The 21,808-nt window shown below is 42.5% G+C and carries 16 protein-coding genes; 5 read left to right on the forward strand and 11 right to left on the reverse strand.

Going from position 1 to position 21,808, the window contains the following annotated elements; genetic code table 11:
• The first annotated feature begins 12 nt into the window (after nucleotides 1-12).
• Together RMY64_RS05255 and recF are read left to right on the forward strand one after the other, a co-directional pair.
• Nucleotides 13-2,871 (forward strand): cation-translocating P-type ATPase, encoded by a 2,859-nt coding sequence (locus tag RMY64_RS05255; protein WP_322699488.1) that lies wholly within the window; start codon nucleotides 13-15, stop codon nucleotides 2,869-2,871.
• 83 nt (nucleotides 2,872-2,954) lie between these two features.
• Complete coding sequence (gene recF, locus RMY64_RS05260) at nucleotides 2,955-4,079, forward strand: DNA replication/repair protein RecF (RefSeq protein ID WP_322687803.1); 1,125 nt, start codon at nucleotides 2,955-2,957, stop codon at nucleotides 4,077-4,079.
• A 146-nt stretch (nucleotides 4,080-4,225) separates the two neighbouring features.
• Here the strand turns inward: recF and RMY64_RS05265 are convergent, their stop codons facing one another.
• A complete protein-coding gene (locus tag RMY64_RS05265; RefSeq protein WP_322670697.1) occupies nucleotides 4,226-4,687 on the reverse strand; it encodes an MgtC/SapB family protein in 462 nt (153 codons plus the stop codon).
• Between the two features lie 670 nt (nucleotides 4,688-5,357).
• Between RMY64_RS05265 and RMY64_RS05270 the strand changes: the two genes are divergently transcribed.
• Nucleotides 5,358-7,709 (forward strand): putative PEP-binding protein, encoded by a 2,352-nt coding sequence (locus tag RMY64_RS05270; RefSeq protein WP_322699489.1) that lies wholly within the window; start codon nucleotides 5,358-5,360, stop codon nucleotides 7,707-7,709.
• 40 nt (nucleotides 7,710-7,749) lie between these two features.
• Here the strand turns inward: RMY64_RS05270 and RMY64_RS05275 are convergent, their stop codons facing one another.
• From RMY64_RS05275 to RMY64_RS05320, 10 genes are all read right to left on the reverse strand, one after another.
• Nucleotides 7,750-8,589 (reverse strand): hypothetical protein, encoded by an 840-nt coding sequence (locus tag RMY64_RS05275; RefSeq protein WP_322699490.1) that lies wholly within the window; start codon nucleotides 8,587-8,589, stop codon nucleotides 7,750-7,752.
• 29 nt (nucleotides 8,590-8,618) lie between these two features.
• Nucleotides 8,619-9,791 (reverse strand): hypothetical protein, encoded by a 1,173-nt coding sequence (locus tag RMY64_RS05280; protein WP_322670694.1) that lies wholly within the window; start codon nucleotides 9,789-9,791, stop codon nucleotides 8,619-8,621.
• Between the two features lie 228 nt (nucleotides 9,792-10,019).
• Complete coding sequence (locus RMY64_RS05285) at nucleotides 10,020-10,676, reverse strand: DUF1361 domain-containing protein (protein WP_322670693.1); 657 nt, start codon at nucleotides 10,674-10,676, stop codon at nucleotides 10,020-10,022.
• A 185-nt stretch (nucleotides 10,677-10,861) separates the two neighbouring features.
• Entirely contained in the window at nucleotides 10,862-11,086 is a 225-nt protein-coding gene (locus RMY64_RS05290; RefSeq protein WP_322670692.1) for a hypothetical protein, read from the reverse strand.
• Between the two features lie 78 nt (nucleotides 11,087-11,164).
• Nucleotides 11,165-12,367 carry a hypothetical protein gene (locus RMY64_RS05295; RefSeq protein WP_322699491.1) on the reverse strand — a complete coding sequence of 401 codons (1,203 nt, stop codon included), beginning with the start codon at nucleotides 12,365-12,367 and terminating at the stop codon, nucleotides 11,165-11,167.
• 139 nt (nucleotides 12,368-12,506) lie between these two features.
• A complete protein-coding gene (locus RMY64_RS05300) occupies nucleotides 12,507-14,414 on the reverse strand; it encodes an iron uptake porin (RefSeq protein ID WP_322670690.1) in 1,908 nt (635 codons plus the stop codon).
• A 231-nt stretch (nucleotides 14,415-14,645) separates the two neighbouring features.
• Nucleotides 14,646-15,122: a hypothetical protein gene (locus RMY64_RS05305; protein ID WP_322670689.1), complete on the reverse strand. Its 477-nt coding sequence runs from the start codon at nucleotides 15,120-15,122 to the stop codon at nucleotides 14,646-14,648.
• 144 nt (nucleotides 15,123-15,266) lie between these two features.
• Nucleotides 15,267-16,031, reverse strand: coding sequence for an ABC transporter ATP-binding protein (locus RMY64_RS05310; RefSeq protein WP_322685336.1), 765 nt, complete (start codon nucleotides 16,029-16,031; stop codon nucleotides 15,267-15,269).
• 92 nt (nucleotides 16,032-16,123) lie between these two features.
• Nucleotides 16,124-16,777 carry an energy-coupling factor transporter transmembrane protein EcfT gene (locus tag RMY64_RS05315; RefSeq protein ID WP_322699492.1) on the reverse strand — a complete coding sequence of 218 codons (654 nt, stop codon included), beginning with the start codon at nucleotides 16,775-16,777 and terminating at the stop codon, nucleotides 16,124-16,126.
• Nucleotides 16,770-17,693 carry an energy-coupling factor ABC transporter permease gene (locus RMY64_RS05320; RefSeq protein ID WP_322685337.1) on the reverse strand — a complete coding sequence of 308 codons (924 nt, stop codon included), beginning with the start codon at nucleotides 17,691-17,693 and terminating at the stop codon, nucleotides 16,770-16,772. Before RMY64_RS05320 ends, RMY64_RS05315 begins: the two co-directional genes overlap by 8 nt.
• Before the next feature lie 909 nt (nucleotides 17,694-18,602).
• Between RMY64_RS05320 and RMY64_RS05325 the strand changes: the two genes are divergently transcribed.
• The gene (locus RMY64_RS05325) at nucleotides 18,603-19,841 is read left to right on the forward strand and encodes a glycosyltransferase family 2 protein (RefSeq protein ID WP_322699493.1); all 1,239 of its coding nucleotides are present in this window, start codon (nucleotides 18,603-18,605) and stop codon (nucleotides 19,839-19,841) included.
• 102 nt (nucleotides 19,842-19,943) lie between these two features.
• The gene (locus RMY64_RS05330) at nucleotides 19,944-21,803 is read left to right on the forward strand and encodes a glycosyltransferase (RefSeq protein WP_322699494.1); all 1,860 of its coding nucleotides are present in this window, start codon (nucleotides 19,944-19,946) and stop codon (nucleotides 21,801-21,803) included.
• Nucleotides 21,804-21,808: the final 5 nt, after the last annotated feature.

Here is a 21,808-nt window from a genome sequence, read left to right on the forward strand (position 1 = left end):
GTGACCTACACGATGTCTGCTAATTCTCTGCCTGAAGGTGCCGCCGTTTGGCATAGTTTAGAAGTTGATAAAGCGCTAGACCTGCTTGATAGTAATGCAGACAGCGGCTTAACACCCCAAGAAACTCAACAGAGATTGCAAAAATACGGCCCCAACGAACTTGAAGAAACTGCGGGCCGTAGTGCTTGGGAAATTCTGCTGGATCAGTTCAAGAACATTATGTTGTTGATGCTGATTGGCGTGGCTTTGATTTCTGGGTTTTTAGACCTAATGGCTTTGCGATCGGGCAGTTTGAAGCCTGGTGAAGTGCCATTTAAAGATACGATCGCTATCTTAGCAATTGTTATCCTCAATGGCATACTTGGCTACGTCCAAGAAAGCCGCGCTGAAAAAGCCTTGGCAGCCTTGAAAAAAATGACCTCTCCCTTAGTGCGCGTCATCCGTGACACCAGACTGGTGGAGATAGCAGCCAAGGAACTAGTTCCAGGGGATGTCATGCTGCTGGAAGCTGGGATGCAGATAGCCGCAGATGGACGCTTGATCGAACAGTCTAATTTACAAGTGCGTGAGTCGGCATTGACTGGTGAAGCCGAGGCGGTGAATAAACAGGCATCACTAAAATTGCCGGAGGAAACATCATTAGGCGATCGCCTCAATGTCGTGTATCAAGGAACTGAAGTAGTCCAAGGACGTGCCAAGGTTCTGGTGACTAACACCGGCATGACTACAGAACTAGGCAAAATTGCCACCATGTTGCAGGCGGTGGAAAGTGAACCCACGCCTTTACAGCAGCGGATGACTCAACTGGGTAATGTCCTAGTTACAGGTTCTTTAATTCTGGTGGCGATCGTCGTCGTTGGCGGTGTATTCAGGGACGGAGGTTTTAAAAATATTCAAGAACTCTTGGAAGTTTCCTTGAGTATGGCGGTTGCTGTAGTGCCAGAAGGTTTACCAGCTGTAATTACCGTCACCTTGGCACTGGGAACCCAACGAATGGTACGCCAAAATGCCTTGATTCGCAAATTGCCGGCAGTGGAAACGTTGGGTTCTGTAACTACCATCTGTTCTGATAAAACTGGCACCCTGACTCAAAATAAAATGGTGGTGCAATCGATTTCCACCAATAACAAAACTTTTCGCGTCACCGGCGAAGGTTATGCTCCCACAGGGGACTTCCAGTTAAACGGTCAAAAAATTTCCTTAGAGGAATCTCCAGAAATTTCCGCGTTATCAGTCGCCTGTGCTATTTGTAATGACTCCGTATTGCAAAAAGAACAAGGTGAATGGGCAATTTTGGGAGATCCGACAGAGGGGGCATTACTCACCCTGGCGGGAAAAGCGGGAATTGAAAAAGACCAGTGGAACAGTAAGTTACCTCGCGTAGCGGAGTTTCCCTTTTCCTCAGAACGAAAGCGGATGAGCGCGATCGCTCAGGTGGAGAGAGTCGCCACAGGTGAAGCATTTTCGAGAGGTGTTGACCCAGCGATCGCCGGTTTTCTCCAATCAGAACCTTATTTAATGTTTACCAAAGGTTCTCCAGAATTAATCTTGGCACGTTGCACTCAGATTCATTTGGGTAATGACACGGGTACTGTAACCGAAGCACAACGCCAGAAAATTTTGGCAGAAAATGACCTGATGGCGAGCAAAGGTCTCCGAGTGCTAGGTTTTGCCTACAAACCTTTGTTAGAGATTCCACCGTCAGGTTCAGACGAGACATCCGAACAAGGCTTAGTATGGCTGGGATTGGTGGGAATGCTAGATGCGCCACGCCCAGAAGTCAGAGCAGCCGTGCAAGAGTGTCGAGAAGCAGGTATTCGCCCAGTGATGATTACTGGCGACCACCAATTAACAGCAAGAGCGATCGCCACCGATTTAGGAATTGCCCAAGAAGGCGATAGGGTACTTACAGGTCAAGAATTGCAACGGATGACTGACCAGGAATTAGAGCAAAACGTTGACTTGGTAAGTATCTATGCCAGAGTTTCCCCTGAACACAAACTGCGAATTGTCCAAGCACTGCAACGCCGGGGTCGATTTGTAGCGATGACAGGTGATGGTGTCAACGATGCCCCAGCCCTCAAACAAGCCGACATCGGTATTGCAATGGGTATTACTGGCACTGATGTCAGTAAAGAAGCGAGTGACATGGTATTACTTGATGATAACTTCGCTACCATTGTCAGCGCCACCAAGGAAGGTAGAGTTGTTTATACCAACATCCGCCGCTTTATTAAATACATCTTGGGCAGTAACATTGGTGAAGTTCTCACAATTGCAGCCGCCCCCTTAATCGGCTTGGGAGGCGTTCCCCTAACTCCCTTACAAATTTTGTGGATGAACTTGGTGACAGATGGTTTGCCAGCCTTAGCATTAGCTGTGGAACCTCCAGAACCGGATGTGATGCAACGTCCGCCTTTTAGTCCCCGTGAAAGTATTTTCGCTAGGGGATTGGGTTCTTATATGATTCGCATTGGCATCATCTTTGCCATTATCAGCATTGCCTTAATGTGGTGGGCTTATCAACATAGTCATGCCCCAGGCTATCAAGGCGATCGCGATACTTGGAAAACAATGGTATTTACCAGCTTGTGTATTGCCCAAATGGGTCATGCGATCGCCATTCGCTCCAACAACCGACTGACCATTGAGATGAATCCCTTCTCAAATATCTTTGTACTAGCGGCTGTTATCGTCACCACGATTTTGCAGTTGATGCTAGTTTATGTCCCACCCCTGCGAGATTTCTTTGGTACTCATTACCTGAATATGCAAGAATTGGGGGTTTGTATTGGCTTCAGCGCCTTAATGTTCGTGTGGATTGAAGCGGAGAAGATATTCTTGCGGATTATGGGCAAGAAGGCCGTTTGAAAAAGAAATTTTAGATTTTAGATTTTAGATTTTAGATTTATCTTCAATCCAAAATCTAAAATTTAAAATCCAAAATTGAACTTATGTACCTAAAAACTCTAAACCTCCGACAATTTCGCAATTATCAAGACCAAAAGGTTGAGTTTACTGCTGCCAAAACAATTTTGGTAGGTAATAACGCTCAGGGAAAGTCGAATTTGTTGGAGGCGGTGGAGTTGCTGGCGACATTGCGATCGCACCGAATCACCCGCGATCGCGATTTAGTTCAAGAAGGAGAAGCCATAGCCCAAATTAATGCCACCCTTGAGCGACAAACAGGTGTTAGCGACCTGACCTTGACCTTGCGCCGCAATGGTCGCCGTAGCGTTGCTCTCAATGGCGAATCTATCCGCCGTCAAATGGATTTTCTTGGCGTTCTCAATGCAGTCCAATTTTCCAGTTTGGATTTAGACTTAGTACGCGGCGGCCCGGAAGGTCGCCGCAACTGGTTAGATACACTATTAATTCAACTCGAACCAGTTTATGCTCACATTTTGCAGCAGTATAACCATGTGTTACGCCAGCGCAATGCGTTTTTAAAACGCCATGTAGAGACGTTGGATGCAACATCTTTACAATCAGAACTAGCGCTGTGGGATGCACAGTTAGCTACTACAGGAACTAGGGTAATTAGACGACGCGATCGCGCTATCCAAAGATTAGCCCCCATTGCTACCACCTGGCACGGCAGTATCAGCGGCAGTACAGAAGTTCTCCAAATCAAGTACGTGCCGAATATTCCTTTAGAGGATAACCAACCAGAAGAAGTGCAGCAAGCTTTTTTAGCAAAAATTCAGCAGCGATCTGTAGCTGAAATGCACCAAGGCACGACTCTTGTCGGCCCCCATCGAGATGAAATAGAATTAACGATTAACCAGACACCCGCTCGTCAATACGGTTCTCAAGGTCAGCAACGAACGCTGGTTTTAGCTTTAAAATTAGCCGAATTACAATTAATTGAAGAAGTCGTCAAAGAGCCACCATTACTATTACTAGATGATGTTCTTGCCGAACTAGATTTATCCCGCCAAAATCAATTGCTTGATGCCATTCAAGACCGCTTTCAAACCTTGATTACTACTACTCATTTGGGTTCTTTTGATTCCCAATGGTTGAAATCTTCACAAATCCTTCTTGTGAAGGCAGGAGAAATAATGCAACATCAATAATTATAAAAATCATATTTATAGTAATTTGTAATTCGTATGATTATCTGGTATTCCCTTATTCATATTTTCAGATAAAGGTAAATTAGGAAGCTCAATAACTCTATATTTCTTAAGCATATTTTTTATTAAAAATAATAGATAGCTAATTATTGATTTCGTTTTTCAAACCTTTTAAAAACGTTGAGAACTAAAAAAGTCAGCATAGCGCCGATTAATCCTAACTGCCACAAACCACAGCCAGCAGTAATTCCCAATGCAGAAGAAACCCAAATAGCCGCTGCTGAGGTGAGTCCGTGAATTTCAAGTTGCTGTGACTCTTGGGAAGATTGACGCACAATTTCTCCAGCACCGAGAAATCCTACACCAGCTGCAATCCCTTGAATCACACGGCTAAGTGCATCAGGACTAGATTGCAGTCCTCCTGTTTGCATGATTATTAAAGTAAATAAGGCTGAACCTAAACTCACCAGTATATGAGTTCTTAAACCAGCTGGTTTGCGTCTAATTTGACGTTCTAAGCCGATGATTGCTCCAATAAGCAATGCTATACATAGCCGGAAGCTGATATTCAGCCAATCATCAGTTGCAAGGTAGTAAGTGTTTGACAATGTTTAGTCTGATATGGAGAATTTTATATTCTAAGTTAAATTGTAATATTTTTCTAAAAAAGTCCAAAACTATTCTAATGTTTTATTAATGGAGTTTAATCCAATGGGTATAGTGCAATAACCTATCTCATATTTGGATTCTATCAATTCAGTAATGGTTTTGAAACTGAGAATTAATATTTTCCATTATTAGGATTATTTTTCAATAAGATATTGTTCTGGTCAATGAATGGAGATTTGCATTATTAGATTGTGGCAACGATCGTAATTTGGGCAAACTAGATGAATTTTAAGTTTATTAAATAGTTTTTTGGCTATTTAAAATGACTTAGCTAGAGAATTATACCTTAAATTGTTAGATTAACCCATACACTCAACAATTAAATATGATAAGGGTATGTATAAGTAGAGCAAATCAGCTATACAGCGTATTTCAAATTACTGAAGTACACAACGATTCGTCTCAAAGCCAGCTATCAAGCCTGTTTTACTTCTAACTCCTTAATTCTGAATTCTCCTCTATCCTGCTTCAAAACCCGTAACTTTGTAATTTATCCAAAAGAAAACTGCTGTAAGTCCTGAGTACTTTTTATTCAGAAGTCAGTGGATTAACCTGATAACATACCAAAAAGAAATGGCTGTGGCTACAAATAGACAACTAACAAATTGAGTGAATAAACTCTACTGGCTAGATCAAATTAAACTACAAGACCGTGCCAAAGTAGGTGACAAAGCCTTTTACTTGAGCAAAATTATCCAGCGTGGCTATCCGGTGATGCCTGGTTTTGTAGTTTCGGCAGAAATTTTGCGGCAATTTCTCGAAAATCTCAATAGTTCAGAATCATTAATAGCTGACTTACCCTATTCTTCGCTACACCTGGATGTCACTAATTGGCGGCAACTTCAGCAGGTGGCTAGTCGCTTGCGCCAAGAAATTCTAACTGCGACTGTAACCCAGGAGTGGGTGAGTACAATTTTCCAAGCAGCTAGAGAATGGCAAACTAGCTGTTTAATTCTTCGACCTTCTTTGACAGTATCAACTGCTACTCCAGGTATAAACAACAATATATCGGGTTTACTGGAGTCAGTATTTTGCCAGTGCGAACCGGAAGCGATCGCTTTGGCTCTAAAACGAACCTGGAGTCAAATATTTCGGGCCCGGAGTCTATTATATTGGCAGCACTCAGGAATTAATCTGCAACAAATTAATCTCGCAGTTTTGGTGCAACCTGTTGAAAATGCGATCGCCAGTGGCTCGCTCACAACCAATGCCTCTGGATGGGAAATTGAAGCTACTTTGGGATTAGGAATTGCGATCGCTCTTGGCGAAATACAGCCAGATATTTACTACATTCAACCAGAAACTGGGGCTGTACTTGAGCAACAACTGGGCAATAAAATGCTGGCTTATGGTGTTGATGATGCAGCATCTAAAATTTTTTTGCGGCTCGTGCCGAACTCAGGGTTAACACCAGATCGCACCTGTCTGATTACTTATTTAATTCCACAAGCCCAACAAAAACAGTACTCTTTACAAGAAGAATACTTACAACAAATAATTACTCTGGGAACTCAACTGGTAAGTGAACTAGGTAAAACTTTTACCATTAAATGGACTCTCGCTGGGCAAACTACATCTGGTAAGCTCTACATCACACAAGTTAATACTTCGCAATCTATGATTCCCCACTCACACTTGATTCGGGGACTAGCAGCAGCCGGAGGACGGGTTGTAGCCACTGCCCTAGTAATTATTAATTCGCAACAGAAACCCGAACAACTACCGAAGGGAGTAATTTTAGTAGTTCCAACGATTACACCTGATTGGTTGCCATTATTGCAACAAGTTGGTGGTATTATCACTGAACAAGGGGGATTAACCAGTCACGCGGCAATTCTAGCTAGAGAATTAGGTATCACAGCAGTAGTAAACGCAACATCTGCCACAACTTTAATCCAAACTGGCGAACGATTGCTGCTTGATGGCGACAGAGGAGAAATTTATCGCATCAAAGCAGACTCAAAGGAAGAGATGGACAAAGGAAAAGAAGAAAATCTTCTTACCTCCGATCGCCCCAACTCGAAAGCGCCTCATTCTGCTGTTACGTCTCATCTACCTATGATTGCTACCCAATTGCTGGTTAACTTGAGTCAGTCCGCTTTAATAGAACAAGTGCAAAATTTGCCTGTGGATGGAGTGGGATTGTTACGTTCCGAATTGATGGTACTAAATATATTGAACGGGCAACATCCTAATAGTTGGATTTTAAGCGGGCGTCAGGCAGAATTGTTAGAGCTATGGTCTGAGCAGATTATGCAATTTGCTCGTGCCTTTGCCCCAAGACCAGTTTTTTATCGTTCTTTAGATTGGCGAGCGCAGGATTTACCATCATTGAGTGATAGTTTAGAATCTTCGCCACAATCGATGTTAGGTGAACGCGGCACCTTTAGCTATTTACGAAATCCCGCAGTCTTTGACCTAGAATTGAAAGCTTTGGCAAGCGTACAACAAGCTGGTTACACCAATGTAAACCTGCTGTTGCCTTTTGTGCGGACTGTAGAAGAATTTATTTTTTGCCGTCGCAAAGTTGAGCAAGCTTTTTTAACCGAAGTGGCGCAGTTTCAATTGTGGATGATGGCAGAAGTGCCAAGTGTCTTGTTTTTATTACCAGAATATGTAAAAGCAGGTGTGGCCGGAATTTCTATTGGTACAAATGACTTGACCCAATTATTGCTAGGAGTGGATCGAGAACAAGGACAGCTAGCAAAAGTATTTAATGAACGTCATCCAGCAGTTATGAGTGCGATCGCTCAACTGATCCAAATGGCTCAAAGTGCTGGTATCCCTTGTTCAATCTGCGGTCAAGCACCAGCCCTCTATCCAGAAATCATCGATAAGTTAGTGGAATGGGGTATTACTTCCATTTCCGTTGAACCGGAAGCAGTCGAGCGAACATATCAAGCGATCGCTCGTGCTGAACAACGTCTAATTTTAGCAGCAGCACGCCGAAAACTTAATTAATTAGGAGTTAGGAGTTAGGAATTAATTGCTCACTGCTAATTTATTTGATGTAGGCAGTTTCGCGCAAAAACTTTCGTAAATCGGCAAAGAATTTGGTGCGATCGCTTTTTTTATAAGCTTGTTGCACTTGCTTCCAACCATCCTGTCCTTGACCCAGCAGATATTTATCTGCCAGATAAGCTGCTAAAAAGCCCTTGCCATCATCGCCTTGTTGCTGTGCCTGGATATAAGTTTGCCATAGCTCTGAGGCATGATTGAAGATTAATTTGGGATAGCTACGAGTCACATCGACCATTTTACCTTGGCGATAACGCCAAATTTGCAGAGGGTAGGCAGAAGCAGCATAAGCTGTAAAAGCATAGGCAAAGCGATCGTCTCGACTGTCAAACTCTGGTAATCCATCTTTGTCTAAATCTTTGAGTTGATAGCCACCATTGCCCCATTCATGACGAATCTTAATATACTTTTGAGATTTGCTGTCGTAACGATAAATCAATGAATAAGTACAACAGTGCGCTCCACCTGTAAAGAAATCGGCAATTATTTCTGGTTCTTTGTTACCGTCCAAGTCTCGCACTGGTAAGTTGTTTTCTTGTCCAGATATATTCCCCACAGGTCTGTCATATTCATCTTCTTGCGGCAGTTTTTGATCCAAAACAGTTTTACCCGCCCGGATAATTTTCAACCGGATATTTTTATACTGATATTCCTCTGGTTTTTCGTAAGATATTTCTGCCCGCACATTGCCTGATTGCCCAGTTATTGTTTCTGCTATTGCCGTCTGGGTAAATATAGCCGTTGCACTTAAAACAGCTAAACCGATTAGAGATTGACTGATAAAGGAGCGAATAGTAATCATCGTTGGTGTTGTATATAGCACATTCAACTTTATACAACACCATCAAAATGTCAATATCGGTAAATTGCCGCAACGGCTGTGCTATACGGAATCTCTTCAAAGGGAACAGCGTAAACCGTGCCGCCATTTAATAAGGTATGAGCAGCAACAAAATCCAACAAATCCTCATCACCAGCTTCTTTTTCTGGGTGCAAATAAACCGTTTCTGAGGTTGGATCGAATAAACCCCACTGTTGCTGACCAACTGCAACTAGTAATGAATCCACGCGTTGGTAATAAGCCGCTGAGATAACTTCTTGGAGGTTGTTAGATGCTTTACCAGTATCACCACCAAACAGTTCGTGAAATTGCTCCAAAACTGCTTGCTGTGACTTTTGGAAATCAGCCTCGACAATCGGCCAAGCTTGGTCATGTAACTCTTGGGCGCTGAGAATTTCTGGATTCCCGGTGATAGCTTCATCCATCAAATGCTGGTAAGTATTTGCCTGTCTATATACAGGCAAGAGATATTCTACCCCAGCCAGCACCAAAGGCGCTTTTTGCAATTTCAGTTTCTCGTATAATGCGCGATCGACAATTTGAAAGAATTGGAGGATGTCTTCTTGGCGTCTATCCCTGTCAGGGCTTCCCTGTCCGTGAAACGTACCTGGTTGCGAAAAAGTATTGGAGGTTCCCCCTTTTGATGTTGCGATGCGAAACTGACCTTCTTTAGCAGTATCGTCTCTTTGCAGAGCTTCATCTACACTTTTAGGGAGATTTTCTACTTCTACCTCTTTGACACTGTAGCGTGTTCCTTCAAAGAACCTAACATCTTGTTGGCTCAAAGCCAGGATATAGAAGCGACCATTGCCATTTAAAATTGGCAGCAGTGGCTTGATGTGAAAGCGGTCTGTAACTACGACCAACTCTTGAAAATCAATTGGTAGGGGATAATAACGAAAAATATTTTCAGAAATAAAAATCGCCAGCCCTTGCTCTCCCATTTGCTCCCAGAACTCTTGGGTATCAATTTCCTGGGATTTTTCCAACAATGCGATCGCTTCTTCCTGTTCCAAACCCGCATCAATTAAACGAGCCTCTGCTTCCCTGACCAAATTTTTAAAGCGAATTGGGTCTTGTCGCACTTCTGGCCCGGCTGGGTGCGTTGGCATATAAATTGAAACACAATTTCCTTTTGGCTGTTCTATTAATGTCTTGATTTCCTCTTTCGAGATTAATTGCATATTATATCCCTCCTATCAACATGACTAGATACATCAGACCAGACCATCAATATTTAACGATCTGATACGACGTTATTCTCAGGTGATGGCGTTGAAGTTCAACCATTTGTTTCTGAGTTTATTTCACCTCAAGGAGGGTTTTATTGCATCTTTCTTTTGATAGGCAATATTCATCAAGGGAATTACTAATTAAAATCCCAAAATTAAAAGCCAAAATTCCCACATAGATCAAATGTTTGGCGTATTAGAGTTTGTGCGTCCTGAGTTTATCCCTATTCTGCTATTTGATTGGCTAAGACCTAAAGTTACTCGTTTCATAATCCAGTACAAACCTGCAAGTACCACAAAGGTGATAGCAATAATCACCAGGGGTTGTTTTCCCAGAATTTCTTCTACTCCTTTGGTAAGTACAGCATCGGGTTGAGTAATAAAATCCCAACTGTTGAAACGCAAAAATCGCCCCCAATAAACACCAACAGCACAGAGAAAATGTGTAATTGTCTCAACGCGCCAAATCCATTGGCTCTTACCAATACGATGTAAATAGTGACCCCAATTAATTAACGATATTACATAAGCTTCAAATCCACTTAAAATTACTAGCAAATACAGAGGAATAAGTACTAAAGTAATCATCCACACCGATTGAATCGTGCGAATATCATCTATCAAGTGAATTACATCGGTCAACAAATATGGTGCATTTGGTAAGAAAGCATAGAAAACTAAGAATCCTAGCCACCAAAGCCAAGTGCCGCCGCGCCTCATGCGAAATAGCCAGACACTCAAAGCCAAAGGTATAAAAGCCAGAAATAAATTCCAAGTCATCCAACTCATATTAATTCGCAAGACCTGCACAACTCTGGCTATCAATTCTTCTTTCATAGGTGCTTACTCGGAAGATGTTTGATTGATGTAGATTTACTTTGTAGTGTTAGTGTTAACCTTATCGATTAAGTTTTTGTAGCCTCCAAAAAAATTAATTTTCTCCAACATCAGACAATATTTTTGTGTTAGTTAGAGGTAAATGCATACTGATATATGTCCAAAACTTAGAGTTTTTGTGTATTTTATGCTGGAGGATGAAATTTATCAATCAATCGGCTTAAGTCTACTAGTATAGCCAGAAAATCATCAGGGTAAAAGATACCACCGAAAGGTAGTCTGAGCAACAAAAACGCCGCGAATATATGATGGTGGGCTTTTTTAATTGCAATGTATGCCTCTGTGCTAACTATTATATTGATTTCATTTTGCCCTGCTAGAGTTCCAGAAGCATTCAGAATTTTTGTCAAGTTAGCCTTTGGTTAGGGGCGGACGAGACGCCCACCCCACAAGAAGTAGTTGGATATTTTTGATTGAAAAGTCCCTAACTAACGCAGTAGCACTCGACTACGAGGGCCGATCGCTTGTTTTGGTAAAGTGGGCATTGTACAACTCTTGGCAGAATCTTGCGAACAAGCGGCTTGAACAAGGGTTGCAGGGTTGACAACTACTTGATTTACCTCTAAGGAATTACCGTTACTCAATTCCATATTAGGTGTAGTAGAAATTGATGGTGAATTCGACCCAGATGTGTACGTTGTAGGTGTCGAGGAAGCGCCACTATCAACTATTGGTGTAACAGTAAATGTGTTACCGCCATCAACCATTGGCGAAACAGTGAATGTGTTTCCACCATTAACTACAGGTGTAGGGGCGATCGCACTACCACCACTAACTACAGGTGTAGGAGCGATCGCACTTCCATCGATTACTGATGGAGGAATGGGTGTACTACCACTGCTAATTACTGGCGGGGGAGTGGGTGTGCTACCACTGCTAATTACTGGTGGGGGAGTGGGTGTACTACTACCGTTACCAGTAGTTGGTGTAGGAGTTATGAGAGTTGCAGTTGCAGGTACTTTGATTTGTATTCTTGCCAGGGGTGCGTTAGTCATTTCCAAAGATGTCACCTTTGGCGAACCTGGGAGATCGGATTTGAAATCAAAGACTGTGGGGGTGGCGCTACCATTGCGATCGCTATATCGCACTCCATATCCACTCACTTCAAAAGTGCCCTGATACTGGTTTCCAGTGTTTGGATCGGTGACAGTACCAGTGTATAAGGCTTTTGTGAGATTAAATTCATCCTGAACTACTCCTTGAAATGTGGTTCCTGCCAATTGTCCTTGGTATTTATAGGGTGTCAACTCACCGCCAGAGAGAATCGGCGAAGTGAGAACGCCATTAAAGGAGACAATCGGAATGCCTTTAAAGTCAACAAAATAATGCAGACTACCATCAGAGCGTGTTTGTACCTGCACATAGTCTGACTTGTATATAGGAACATAATTAGGATTGTTCTTAGTACCTAAGTTCCGCGAGTAAGTTCCCGTGTCGTCTGTATCAATGCGAGTAGTGCTTTGATTGAAATTGGGATTATTTCTCGGAAGTTGGATAGTACCCGATAATGTACCAGTGCTTTGAATTGTGATTTGAGCCGAAGCATTTGTTCCACTTAAACCGATGAAGACTGCGGCTAAACTGCTGCTAACAAGAAAACAACCCAAATGAACTGATGAATTTAATTTCATGAAAAACTTGCTCCTTTAATCACGTATCAAATAAAACACGCACGAGTTTTCCTTGCTCTCATAAGGTAATGAAAGCATCTAATACTGAATTAATCGGTAGTAGAACAGCGTATTTTATTACATCTACATCAGTACAAACTTAAAACCGGAAACTTGCTCTTAATGTCCCAACGATTAATGCATCGTTAGCGGCATTGTGATCGGGATTGAAAATAACGAATAAGCCTGGAGTCAAGGCGATATTGTCGCTCAGTTGGGCGCGGTAAAAAACTTCTACGTGAATTGATGTGTCACTACGTCCACCTGCTGTCCCCCCATCAGAAAAGTTGGGAAAATTGAAGCCGTCGGGTAAAGTACTGGAAGTAATTTTGGGCGGTTGTCCAACGAGAACGCCCCCTAAATTCCCAGGACGCAACAAATTAGGAAAAGCCGCGAACACCATCCAGTTAGTAGTTTCTACACTTCCAGAAAGGTTAGATGGCTTGGAAGAAGTAAAGCCGCCCCAACCGCCCAAATGTAAGTTAGGGTTAATTCGCCAAGCAACGGTAGCACCAATTGCTTGAGTATCGAAAGCTGTAGGATTTGCAAAAGGTGAAATCAGTTGCGAATCGCCAATACCACCTCCCAATAAGCCATCTGGGGAGTGGGAATAAAGATAATGTACGCCGACATCGATGTTATTTGTGGGTGCTAAACTTAACTGAGCGCCAGCAGTATATCTACCACCAAATAGTCCGCCCTGCTTGGTGTCGCCAGGAAAATTGGGTATTTCGGCACTATAAACGCCTTGCAAACTAATGCGATCGCTAATCTGCCAGTCAAAGCCTATACCACCACTGCCGTTACCAATACTTAAAATCGGGTTCCGCTGACCAAATAGAGAAATTGCACCATCGCTAGAACCTTCTAAAGGGCTAATACCGCGAAAGGTGTTGATTGGATTGACTCCCGCCGTACCGACGACAATTCCCAAGTTATGCGAGGCGAGAAATCGATAAGATAAGTCACTAACAACTAGATTGTTGTCTGTATTTGACTCAAATCCCAACCGCCCCATATTGGTAGATAACAACGATGCATTAGAACCCAAATTACCCGCAGACAACCCTGTTAACAGCAAATCTCGCCCTGTAAATGAAGTTGCTAAGGTTAGTTGGGCGCTACTTGTGAAAGTCAGATTGGTTTTTCCCTGGCGTTCAGGTACTCCATCTCTCGGAAATAAATCGACATCGGGGCTATTGGTTCCCTGGACGCTAAAAATTGCTTGACCAAATAACCTAGTAGTTGTGGAAAACCGATTTCCTTGTAATTCACTAGTCTGCTTTTCCACAACCTCGATACGCTGCTGTAATTGCTGCAACTCTGCTTTGAATTCGCCTTGCAATCTTTGCAGCAAGATTAAATCTTCATTATTAACAGTATTTATTTTATTGTTAGCGTAGGCGTAGCCCGCACTTCGGCTGCGCTCAGTGACCACCGCAGGCATCGCATCGTTAATCTTCTCCAAACAAGCATTTAAACCAGCCGCAAATTCATAACGGCTGATACTGCGATTTCCCAGATAAGTCCCATCCGGGTATCCCGCAATGCAGCCATAGCGTTCTACTAAAGACTGCAAAGCACCAAAAGCCCAGTCGGAGGGTTGCACGTCTTGGAGTTGCGATACTGAGGTAACTTGAGACATTGGGTTGTCTGAGTCTGGAGGATGAGAAGATGGGGAAAATTCTTCTGTACTTACCTGGTTCTGTACAACTTCTGTTACAGGTTGAGTATCTTTTAATTTAGGTAAGTTAGGTGAACTGATAAGTTGAATTTTGTCTCTACTTTTTCTAAGTATATTCTCGTACTTATTTTTTATTGCTGACGAGGTGGTTATATCTGGTTGCACGAATTCAGGTGGTGTAATTTCAGCAGGTGAGACAACTTGAGATAAATTATCCTGTGTTGACTGCTGCACCGGGTTTTCTGGCAGAATTACGGACTTTTCTGGTAAATTTACCGCAGATATTGGCACTGTTGTCAGCACACTCGCCATCAGTAGACTCATATCACTCCTGGTATTTCATTTGACTTGCACCAATACTTCTTTTGACAGATAAAGTTGGTGTATATCAGGAAATTTTTTGGAAAAAAAGTGATAAAAGTTACCCTGTATCGGAGTGTCAAGGGAAAGCAGGGGAGTAGAGGGGCAGAGGAGCAAGAGAGTAGGAGGAAATTCAAAAATGCCCAATGCCCAATGCCCAATGCCCAATGCCCAATGCCCAATGCCCCAGATAGATTATTCTGGCTCGCTACAATACTTATTCATCTGATTCACTAATGTATCTGACTGTTTGCCAAGAGTTGTAGCTGTTGTCAGTGCTGAATCAATTTCGGCTCTAGCCTTTTGGATTTTTTCTCTGCCAGATTCTGAGGCTTGTGCTGTCTTGGTTGCACCAAGCGCTTTACCTGCTTTGGCGATCGCTTGACTAAGATTTTGAAAAATTTTCACAAAACTGCTTTGAAATTCTTTCAGCTTCGGATCTGTTAGCTTCAGTTCTCCAATGGATTTAGTTACAAAGTCTAAATCTTTAGATAGCTGTATGCTAGTTATCACTTGCGTTCCTTTATTTTTATCAATTAGAGAAGTTCCAGCATTCACAACTCGAATTAGTCGCTGACACTGAGAAACTTTATTGTCACTGCAACTAGCAACTAACAAAGCAATACTTAGGCTCACAGGAGCAAGAACAGTATATTTACGTAAAACAGACATTAACACCCCAACAGCAATAAAACCCACAATATAGTATCCAATATTACGGGTAAATGAGAGGATTGGGCAGAGGGGCAAGGAGGAAAAACTTACTGTAATTTCTCGCCTGCTCCCCTGCCCAATGCCCAATGCCCAATGCCCAAATCACCAATCTATCGGCAAACCCAACTGGTCTAAAGTAGCACCATCTTGTAACAGTGCTTGAATATCGCTGTCTATTTGAATACGACCACCAGACAGTACCAAAGCGCGTTGAGTGACTCTGCCTAACCAATTTAGATCGTGGGAAGCAATTAAAATTGCTTGCACAGGTAACTTTAATAATACTTGCCCCAAATGACGACGCCATGCTGGATCGAGACCGTTAGTTGGCTCATCCAAAATTAGAATTGTTGGTTCTAGGGCTAAAATTGAGGCTAGGGCGGCTAGGCGTCTTTGTCCACCAGAAAGTTCGTGGGCGGAACGATTGGCGTAAGCTTCTAGACCAAAATTAGCTAATAACTGCCTAGCGCGATCGCTAGCCTCTGCTGCTTTGATTCCATAGTTACGTGGCCCAAAGGTAATATCTTCTAAGATAGTCGGCATAAATAGTTGGTCGTTGGCATCTTGGAAGCTAAAGCCAATTTGACGACGCACTTGGGGTAAAGTTTGTGGTTCTACGGGAATGCCATTAATGGTAATTTTCCCAGATTGCGGTTGTTTTAAGCCGATTAAGTTCTCCAACAAGGTACTTTTTCCAGAACCTGTTGCTCCCATCAATGCAACGCGATCGCCTTTGTTCAAGGTAAAAGATATTTCCTGTAATACTGGCTCCTGGTGGGAATATGCATACACCAGGTTCTTAACCTCGACTACGGCTGCATGGGGATTATCGGTTGATAATTGAGGATTAGAAGTTAATGATTTCAAAATTTACAAACTCAATATGTAAGGGAGTAGAGACGCGATTAATCGCGTTTTAGTGAGAGACGCGATTAGTCGCGTCTGTACTAACGAGTGGGTTAAATCTTGTAAGAAGTTAGAGTTACACTAGCAGCGATCGCCCAAGCTAGTAATAAGGCAAAACGTTCTTTTGGTCTAAGGGTAGAATCTATGGGTAATTGTCCGTTGTAACCACGAGCTACCATTGCCGCATAGACTCGCTCTGCTCGATCTAGACTGCGGAGATACAAAGCTCCAATCATGGCTGCACTGGCATAGCGCAACCATCCTGTAGTTCCATTCAAACCGCGTAGTTGGGCGCTGCGCCGCATTCGCGTTACTTCTGAGAGCAAAATTTCCATATATTGCCCAGCTAATAACAAGTTTTCCTTTAAAGGTGCTGGTACTGGTAATGTTTTCAGGGCAATGCCGAAACTGTGGGGCGGTAAGGTTAACAAAAAACTATTCATCGTCACCAGACAAACCAGCGAACGAACTAGCAAAAAACTGGCTCGTTCCCATCCCAAGGGCAATGCTAGCAATGACAAAAAAATCAATTCTGTGCCGAGTAATCCTCCCAATTGGCGAATTGGTACGCGCAAGAAGCAAGCCCATAAAAGTGCGATCGCGCCATATACACTTAGTCCATACCAGGCATGATGCTTTAATAAAGCTGCTCCCACCACGATCGCTAGAGACAGTTGTAAGCGTAGCGGTAAGGAAAGTTTAAGCATTATTCGGTTTCACTACCTTGGCAATTCCAAAGGCAACAGCAAAGCAAACCGCAGCTCCCACCAGTCCAGCAATACTAGTGCCAATTGGCCCCAAACCCTCAATTCCATAGTCAGCTAAGGGAGTCGGCACAATTATCCGTACTTTCTCGGCTAAGTTAATGAAGCCAGTGTTTTCGGCAACTTTCTCCAGACCATCGGGCCATGCTGAGGCAAAGAGTGACAGGACTCCCGCAATCAAGAAAATGGTGACAATAGGCACCGACCAGCCACGAAACTCGTGCTGTTCGCCTGGTAACAAATCTGGTCGAGCGGTGGCCAGATAAGTCAGCACACCCCCAGTAATCATTCCTTCGCCAATACCAATCAAAATATGCACACCAGTCATGGCTGGTAAAACTATCGCTACCGGTGCAGTTCCAGAGAGGGCTAATTCAATGGCACAAGCGATCGCAGCTACCACTACACTCACACCAGCGGCGATCCCAGCAGCCAAGGGTAAGCGCCCTTTAGACCCTCCAAACAGCCGTTGCAAGGTTTCGGTTAAAACCCAGCCAACCCAAACCCCAACTACTGCCATGTTAAAAATGTTTGCTCCCAAGGCTGTAATGCCACCATCAGCAAATAACACGGCTTGAATAATTAAAACTGTGGCAAGACACAACGTTCCAGCCCAAGGACTGCCCAAAACGATCGCAGCTAAGGTTCCCCCTAACAAGTGACCACTAGTACCTCCTGCTACTGGAAAATTGATCATCTGGGCAGCAAAAATAAAGGCGGTGGTTAATCCCAGTATCGGGGCACGACGAATACCAAAAGCCTCTTGCGATCGCCCGAAGGCAACAAATAACGCTGCCACACTCGCTAAACCAGTAGCCCCGGCCACTGGAATAGAAACAAATCCATCAGGAATATGCATGATCTACCCTGTATTTTTAGAGGTTCATTTATTCAAAACAAGCAATAAAACTACGCCATCATTTTAATAACAAACAAAATTTTTCTCTTTTTTGCAATGCCCTACCGGGGGATTTTACAATGTTACTTTTGACATATTTTCAATCGAGTCTCTACTAAATACTATACTTATTTAGTAACATATTAATTTTTGTTAAACTGATTTTTTATATTGCTAAACGTTGACAGAATGGGACTGTACTTATCTCGTCTCATTTTGTCGATCAAATTACTCCGAAAAAGAGATCGTAAATAAAATTTAACTACCTCTTACCTTATGGAGTAGTTCGTTTTTTCAAAAATAAAACAGGAATTTATAGCTATTCTTACATTTAAGAAATAGCTATAACTACTTCTCCAAAAGATGTTTTGATTTTTTGGTTTTGTAGTGTTTAATTAATTCCTTATTGCATCAAAAAATAAGTTTTTATGGGTGGAACGAGCTTATGTAATCAACATTCGCACTTTATTTTTACCTTGATGTAAAAACAATAATGTATAAGCACATTAACCAAATTTCCGATACTCCATACTAAATTAATATTTCCTGTAGTCTCATTAAAAAATTATAAAAATATGCTGAATAAACTGTATATTTGCTGACTTAGTTTACTTAAAAGTACATTAGGCTTTGCTAAAAATACGTAATTCTTCGTATAATATCATAAAAATAAGGGGTAAGATGTAAAATTTAGATGAATTTAGGAAAATACTAGAAATCAAAGTGCGGAAATTACTAAACTTTCAGGGCAACTAACTGTAACAAAAGGATTCCTCAACTTTTGAGTAACTAGGTTCAATCAATAAAGTCACCAGATGTTTGATTCTATTTTCCACGGACTTTACACACCCTCGTTTTGCAATTTGGAATATGAAAACAAACTCATCGAACTCGTTGTTAACAGTATCAACCGGCCCGCTAAAGATTTCAGAGTTGCCCCCCAACCCCGTGGATACAGATGATAATTCTATTCATCTTTCTCTAGTAATTCCTACTTATAAAGAGCGTGACAATATTAAGAATGTAGTCAGCATATTGAGTAAATTACTGGATGAATCTATCGCAGGAAAGTATGAACTAATAGTGGTAGATGATGATAGCCCAGACCGAACCTGGGAGATAGCGCAATCTTTAACGACAGAATACCCCCAGTTGCGAGTGATGCGACGCCAACAGGAACGGGGGCTATCCTCAGCAGTGATTCGTGGATGGCAAGCAGCGACAGGCAGTGTGTTGGGAGTGATTGATGGAGATTTGCAGCATCCACCAGAGGTACTAATACAACTGTTGCATAATATTGAACAGGGAGCAGATTTGGCAGTAGCTAGCCGTCATGTAGAAGGAGGCGGTGTTAGTAGCTGGAGTGTTGTTAGGCGTTTCTTGTCTCGTGGCGCTCAGTTGTTAGGCTTGGTAATTTTACCGGGGGTATTGGGCAGAGTTACTGATCCGATGAGTGGTTATTTTATGGTGCGTCGGAGTGCGATCGCAGGTGTAACACTCAATCCAGTTGGATATAAAATTCTCCTAGAAGTAATTGGCCGGGGAAAAGTAGACCAAGTTGCCGAAGTTGGGTATGTATTTTGCGAACGCAAAGAGGGCGAGAGTAAGGTGACATGGAAGCAATATATAGATTACATCCACCATTTAGTGCGATTGCGGCTTTCCACAGGTAAAGTAGGACGATTGCAAAGAAAAGTCAATTTTCCCATCGGTCGATTTGTCCGTTTTGGGTTTGTTGGCTTTAGTGGTGTGTTTGTGGATTTAACGGTGTTTCACTTGCTGCGTACTGTAATTCATTTAGGTTTAACCCGCAGTACGATTCTTTCGGCCGGAGTGGCAATCGTAAATAATTTCCTATGGAATGATATATGGACTTTTAGTGATATTTCTCAGAGGCAACGTGCTTCGCATCAGCGTTTCAAGCGATTCTTGAAGTTCAGTGCGGTCTGTTTGGCAGGAGTTATATTACAAGCTTTAATAATTAACTTTCTCTATAATATCTTGGAAATAAATCAGTATTTAGCTAAGTTGATCGCGATCGCAGTTGCTACCATTTGGAATTTCTGGGTTAATTTGAAACTTAGCTGGCGCGTCACAGACGTGAAATAATCACAACGAGGGATTTGAGCTTTAGATTTTTGTTTTTAGATTTTAGAACGAACTTAAATCTCAAACGTCAAATCTACAAATCCATGACTGTGAGGCCCAGCAATGAGAGTTCTTTTCCAAGGTGCATTTTATTTTTACAAACAAATTATCTCGTTGCTACCTGCATCTGCTATACATTTCCTGCCTTTGGCAGATAAAAACTCTGGCTCACAACGCAAGCATTGGCATGATTGGCATCGCCTTCCTCCTTTCTGGGTTCATCTCTTGGCGATCTTAATATGGTTGATTGTCGGCATCAGCTTGCGCCTAATCAACTTGACTGCAAAGCCTCCTTGGACTGATGAGTTTGCCACCTTGGTGTTTAGCTTGGGGAATACTTTTATATCAGTTCCCCTCGATCGAGCGATCGCACCTGATATCCTATTACAACCACTGCAACTAAACCCAGCTGCAACTATTGGTGATGTCATTCATAACTTAGCGACACAAGATAATCATCCACCACTGTATTTTGTGCTGGCTTACCTGTGGATGAAGTTATTTAACAGCGATGGAGGATTAATATCGCTATTTGGTGCGCGATTGCTACCAGCGATATTCGGTGCTGCCTCCATTCCGTGTGTTTACGTATTAGGTAGAGTAGCGTTTCGTTCGTCATTAGTGGGACACTTGACTGCTGCGATGATGGCAGTATCACCTTATGGCGTATTTTTAGCACAAGAAGCGCGTCATTACACTTTGGCAATCTTATGGGTAATTGGTTCCCTCACCTGCTTAGTAATTGCCACACGTCATATTCAAAACCGCACATCTTTACCTATATGGGTAGCACTTTTCTGGATAGGAATTAATGCTTTAGGTATTGCTACTCATTATTTTTTCAGCATTACCCTTTGCACAGAAGTCGTAGTTTTGATTTTTCTGGCTTGGCTTCAATTGCAAAATAGCAGCAAATTTTCTCTTTTCTTCTCTCCTCCTTGGCGGCGCATCTATGCCGTTGTCATAGGTACTTGTGTAGCGGGTTTAATTTGGATACCAACCTTGTTAGAGAATGAAAATCGTGGTGCTTTGACCGAGTGGATTCGAGGTTCGCGCGTTGGACTAGATTGGTTAAGCCCAATTTTTCAAGCTTTAGGAACATTGATTGCCATGATTTCCCTATTACCAGTTGAATCTTCTCAAGCTTTGATTGTGATTCCTTCTGGAATAGTGATGCTGACTTTCTTTATTTGGGCAGTACCAATTTTGCTGCGTGGGATTAAAATTCAACTACAGCACCCAGAAAGCCGGATGATGATTCAGGTACTTGCTGGAGTCGTTATCAGTGCGATCGCAATATTCTTTATCTTTACGTACTTTTTGGGTATTGACCTCACCAGAGGTGCTAGATATAACTTTGTTTACTTTCCTGCGATCGTGGTTTTACTAGGTGCAAGTCTCGCAGTTTGTTGGCATCCTCCCCAGATGGAAACAGAGCCAGGGAAAAATGGGATAACAAGCATAGGGAAATGGGGAATAAACGGGAAAAAAGCCGTAATATTAATTTGGTTAATGGGATTTTTCAGTGCAGTTACAGTAGTTTGCAATCTCGGCTATCAAAAATATTATCGTCCTGACCTGTTTGTGCAACTAATTCAACAAACATCCCCAAAACCAGTACTGATTGCCACCACCCACAAAACTTATGTACACACTGGGGAAATGATGGGAGTCGCGAGGGAGATTAAACGTGCAAATTCACTCCAAAATCCCCTGTTTCTCCTTGCTCATCAAGATCGAGATCCGAATGCTTCCACCATTGCTCTGGAAAATACTTTAAAAAAATTACCACGACCTTTTGACTTGTGGCTGGTAAACTTTCACGCACCCGTAGCAGAAACCGTGAAAACATGTGTTATATCTGATACTCAATCTTTGCCACCCGTAGACGGCTACGAATATGAACTTTATCATTGCCAATAAGCTGG

The organism is Nostoc sp. DedQUE08 (genome assembly GCF_034530895.1).
GTDB lineage: Bacteria > Cyanobacteriota > Cyanobacteriia > Cyanobacteriales > Nostocaceae > Nostoc.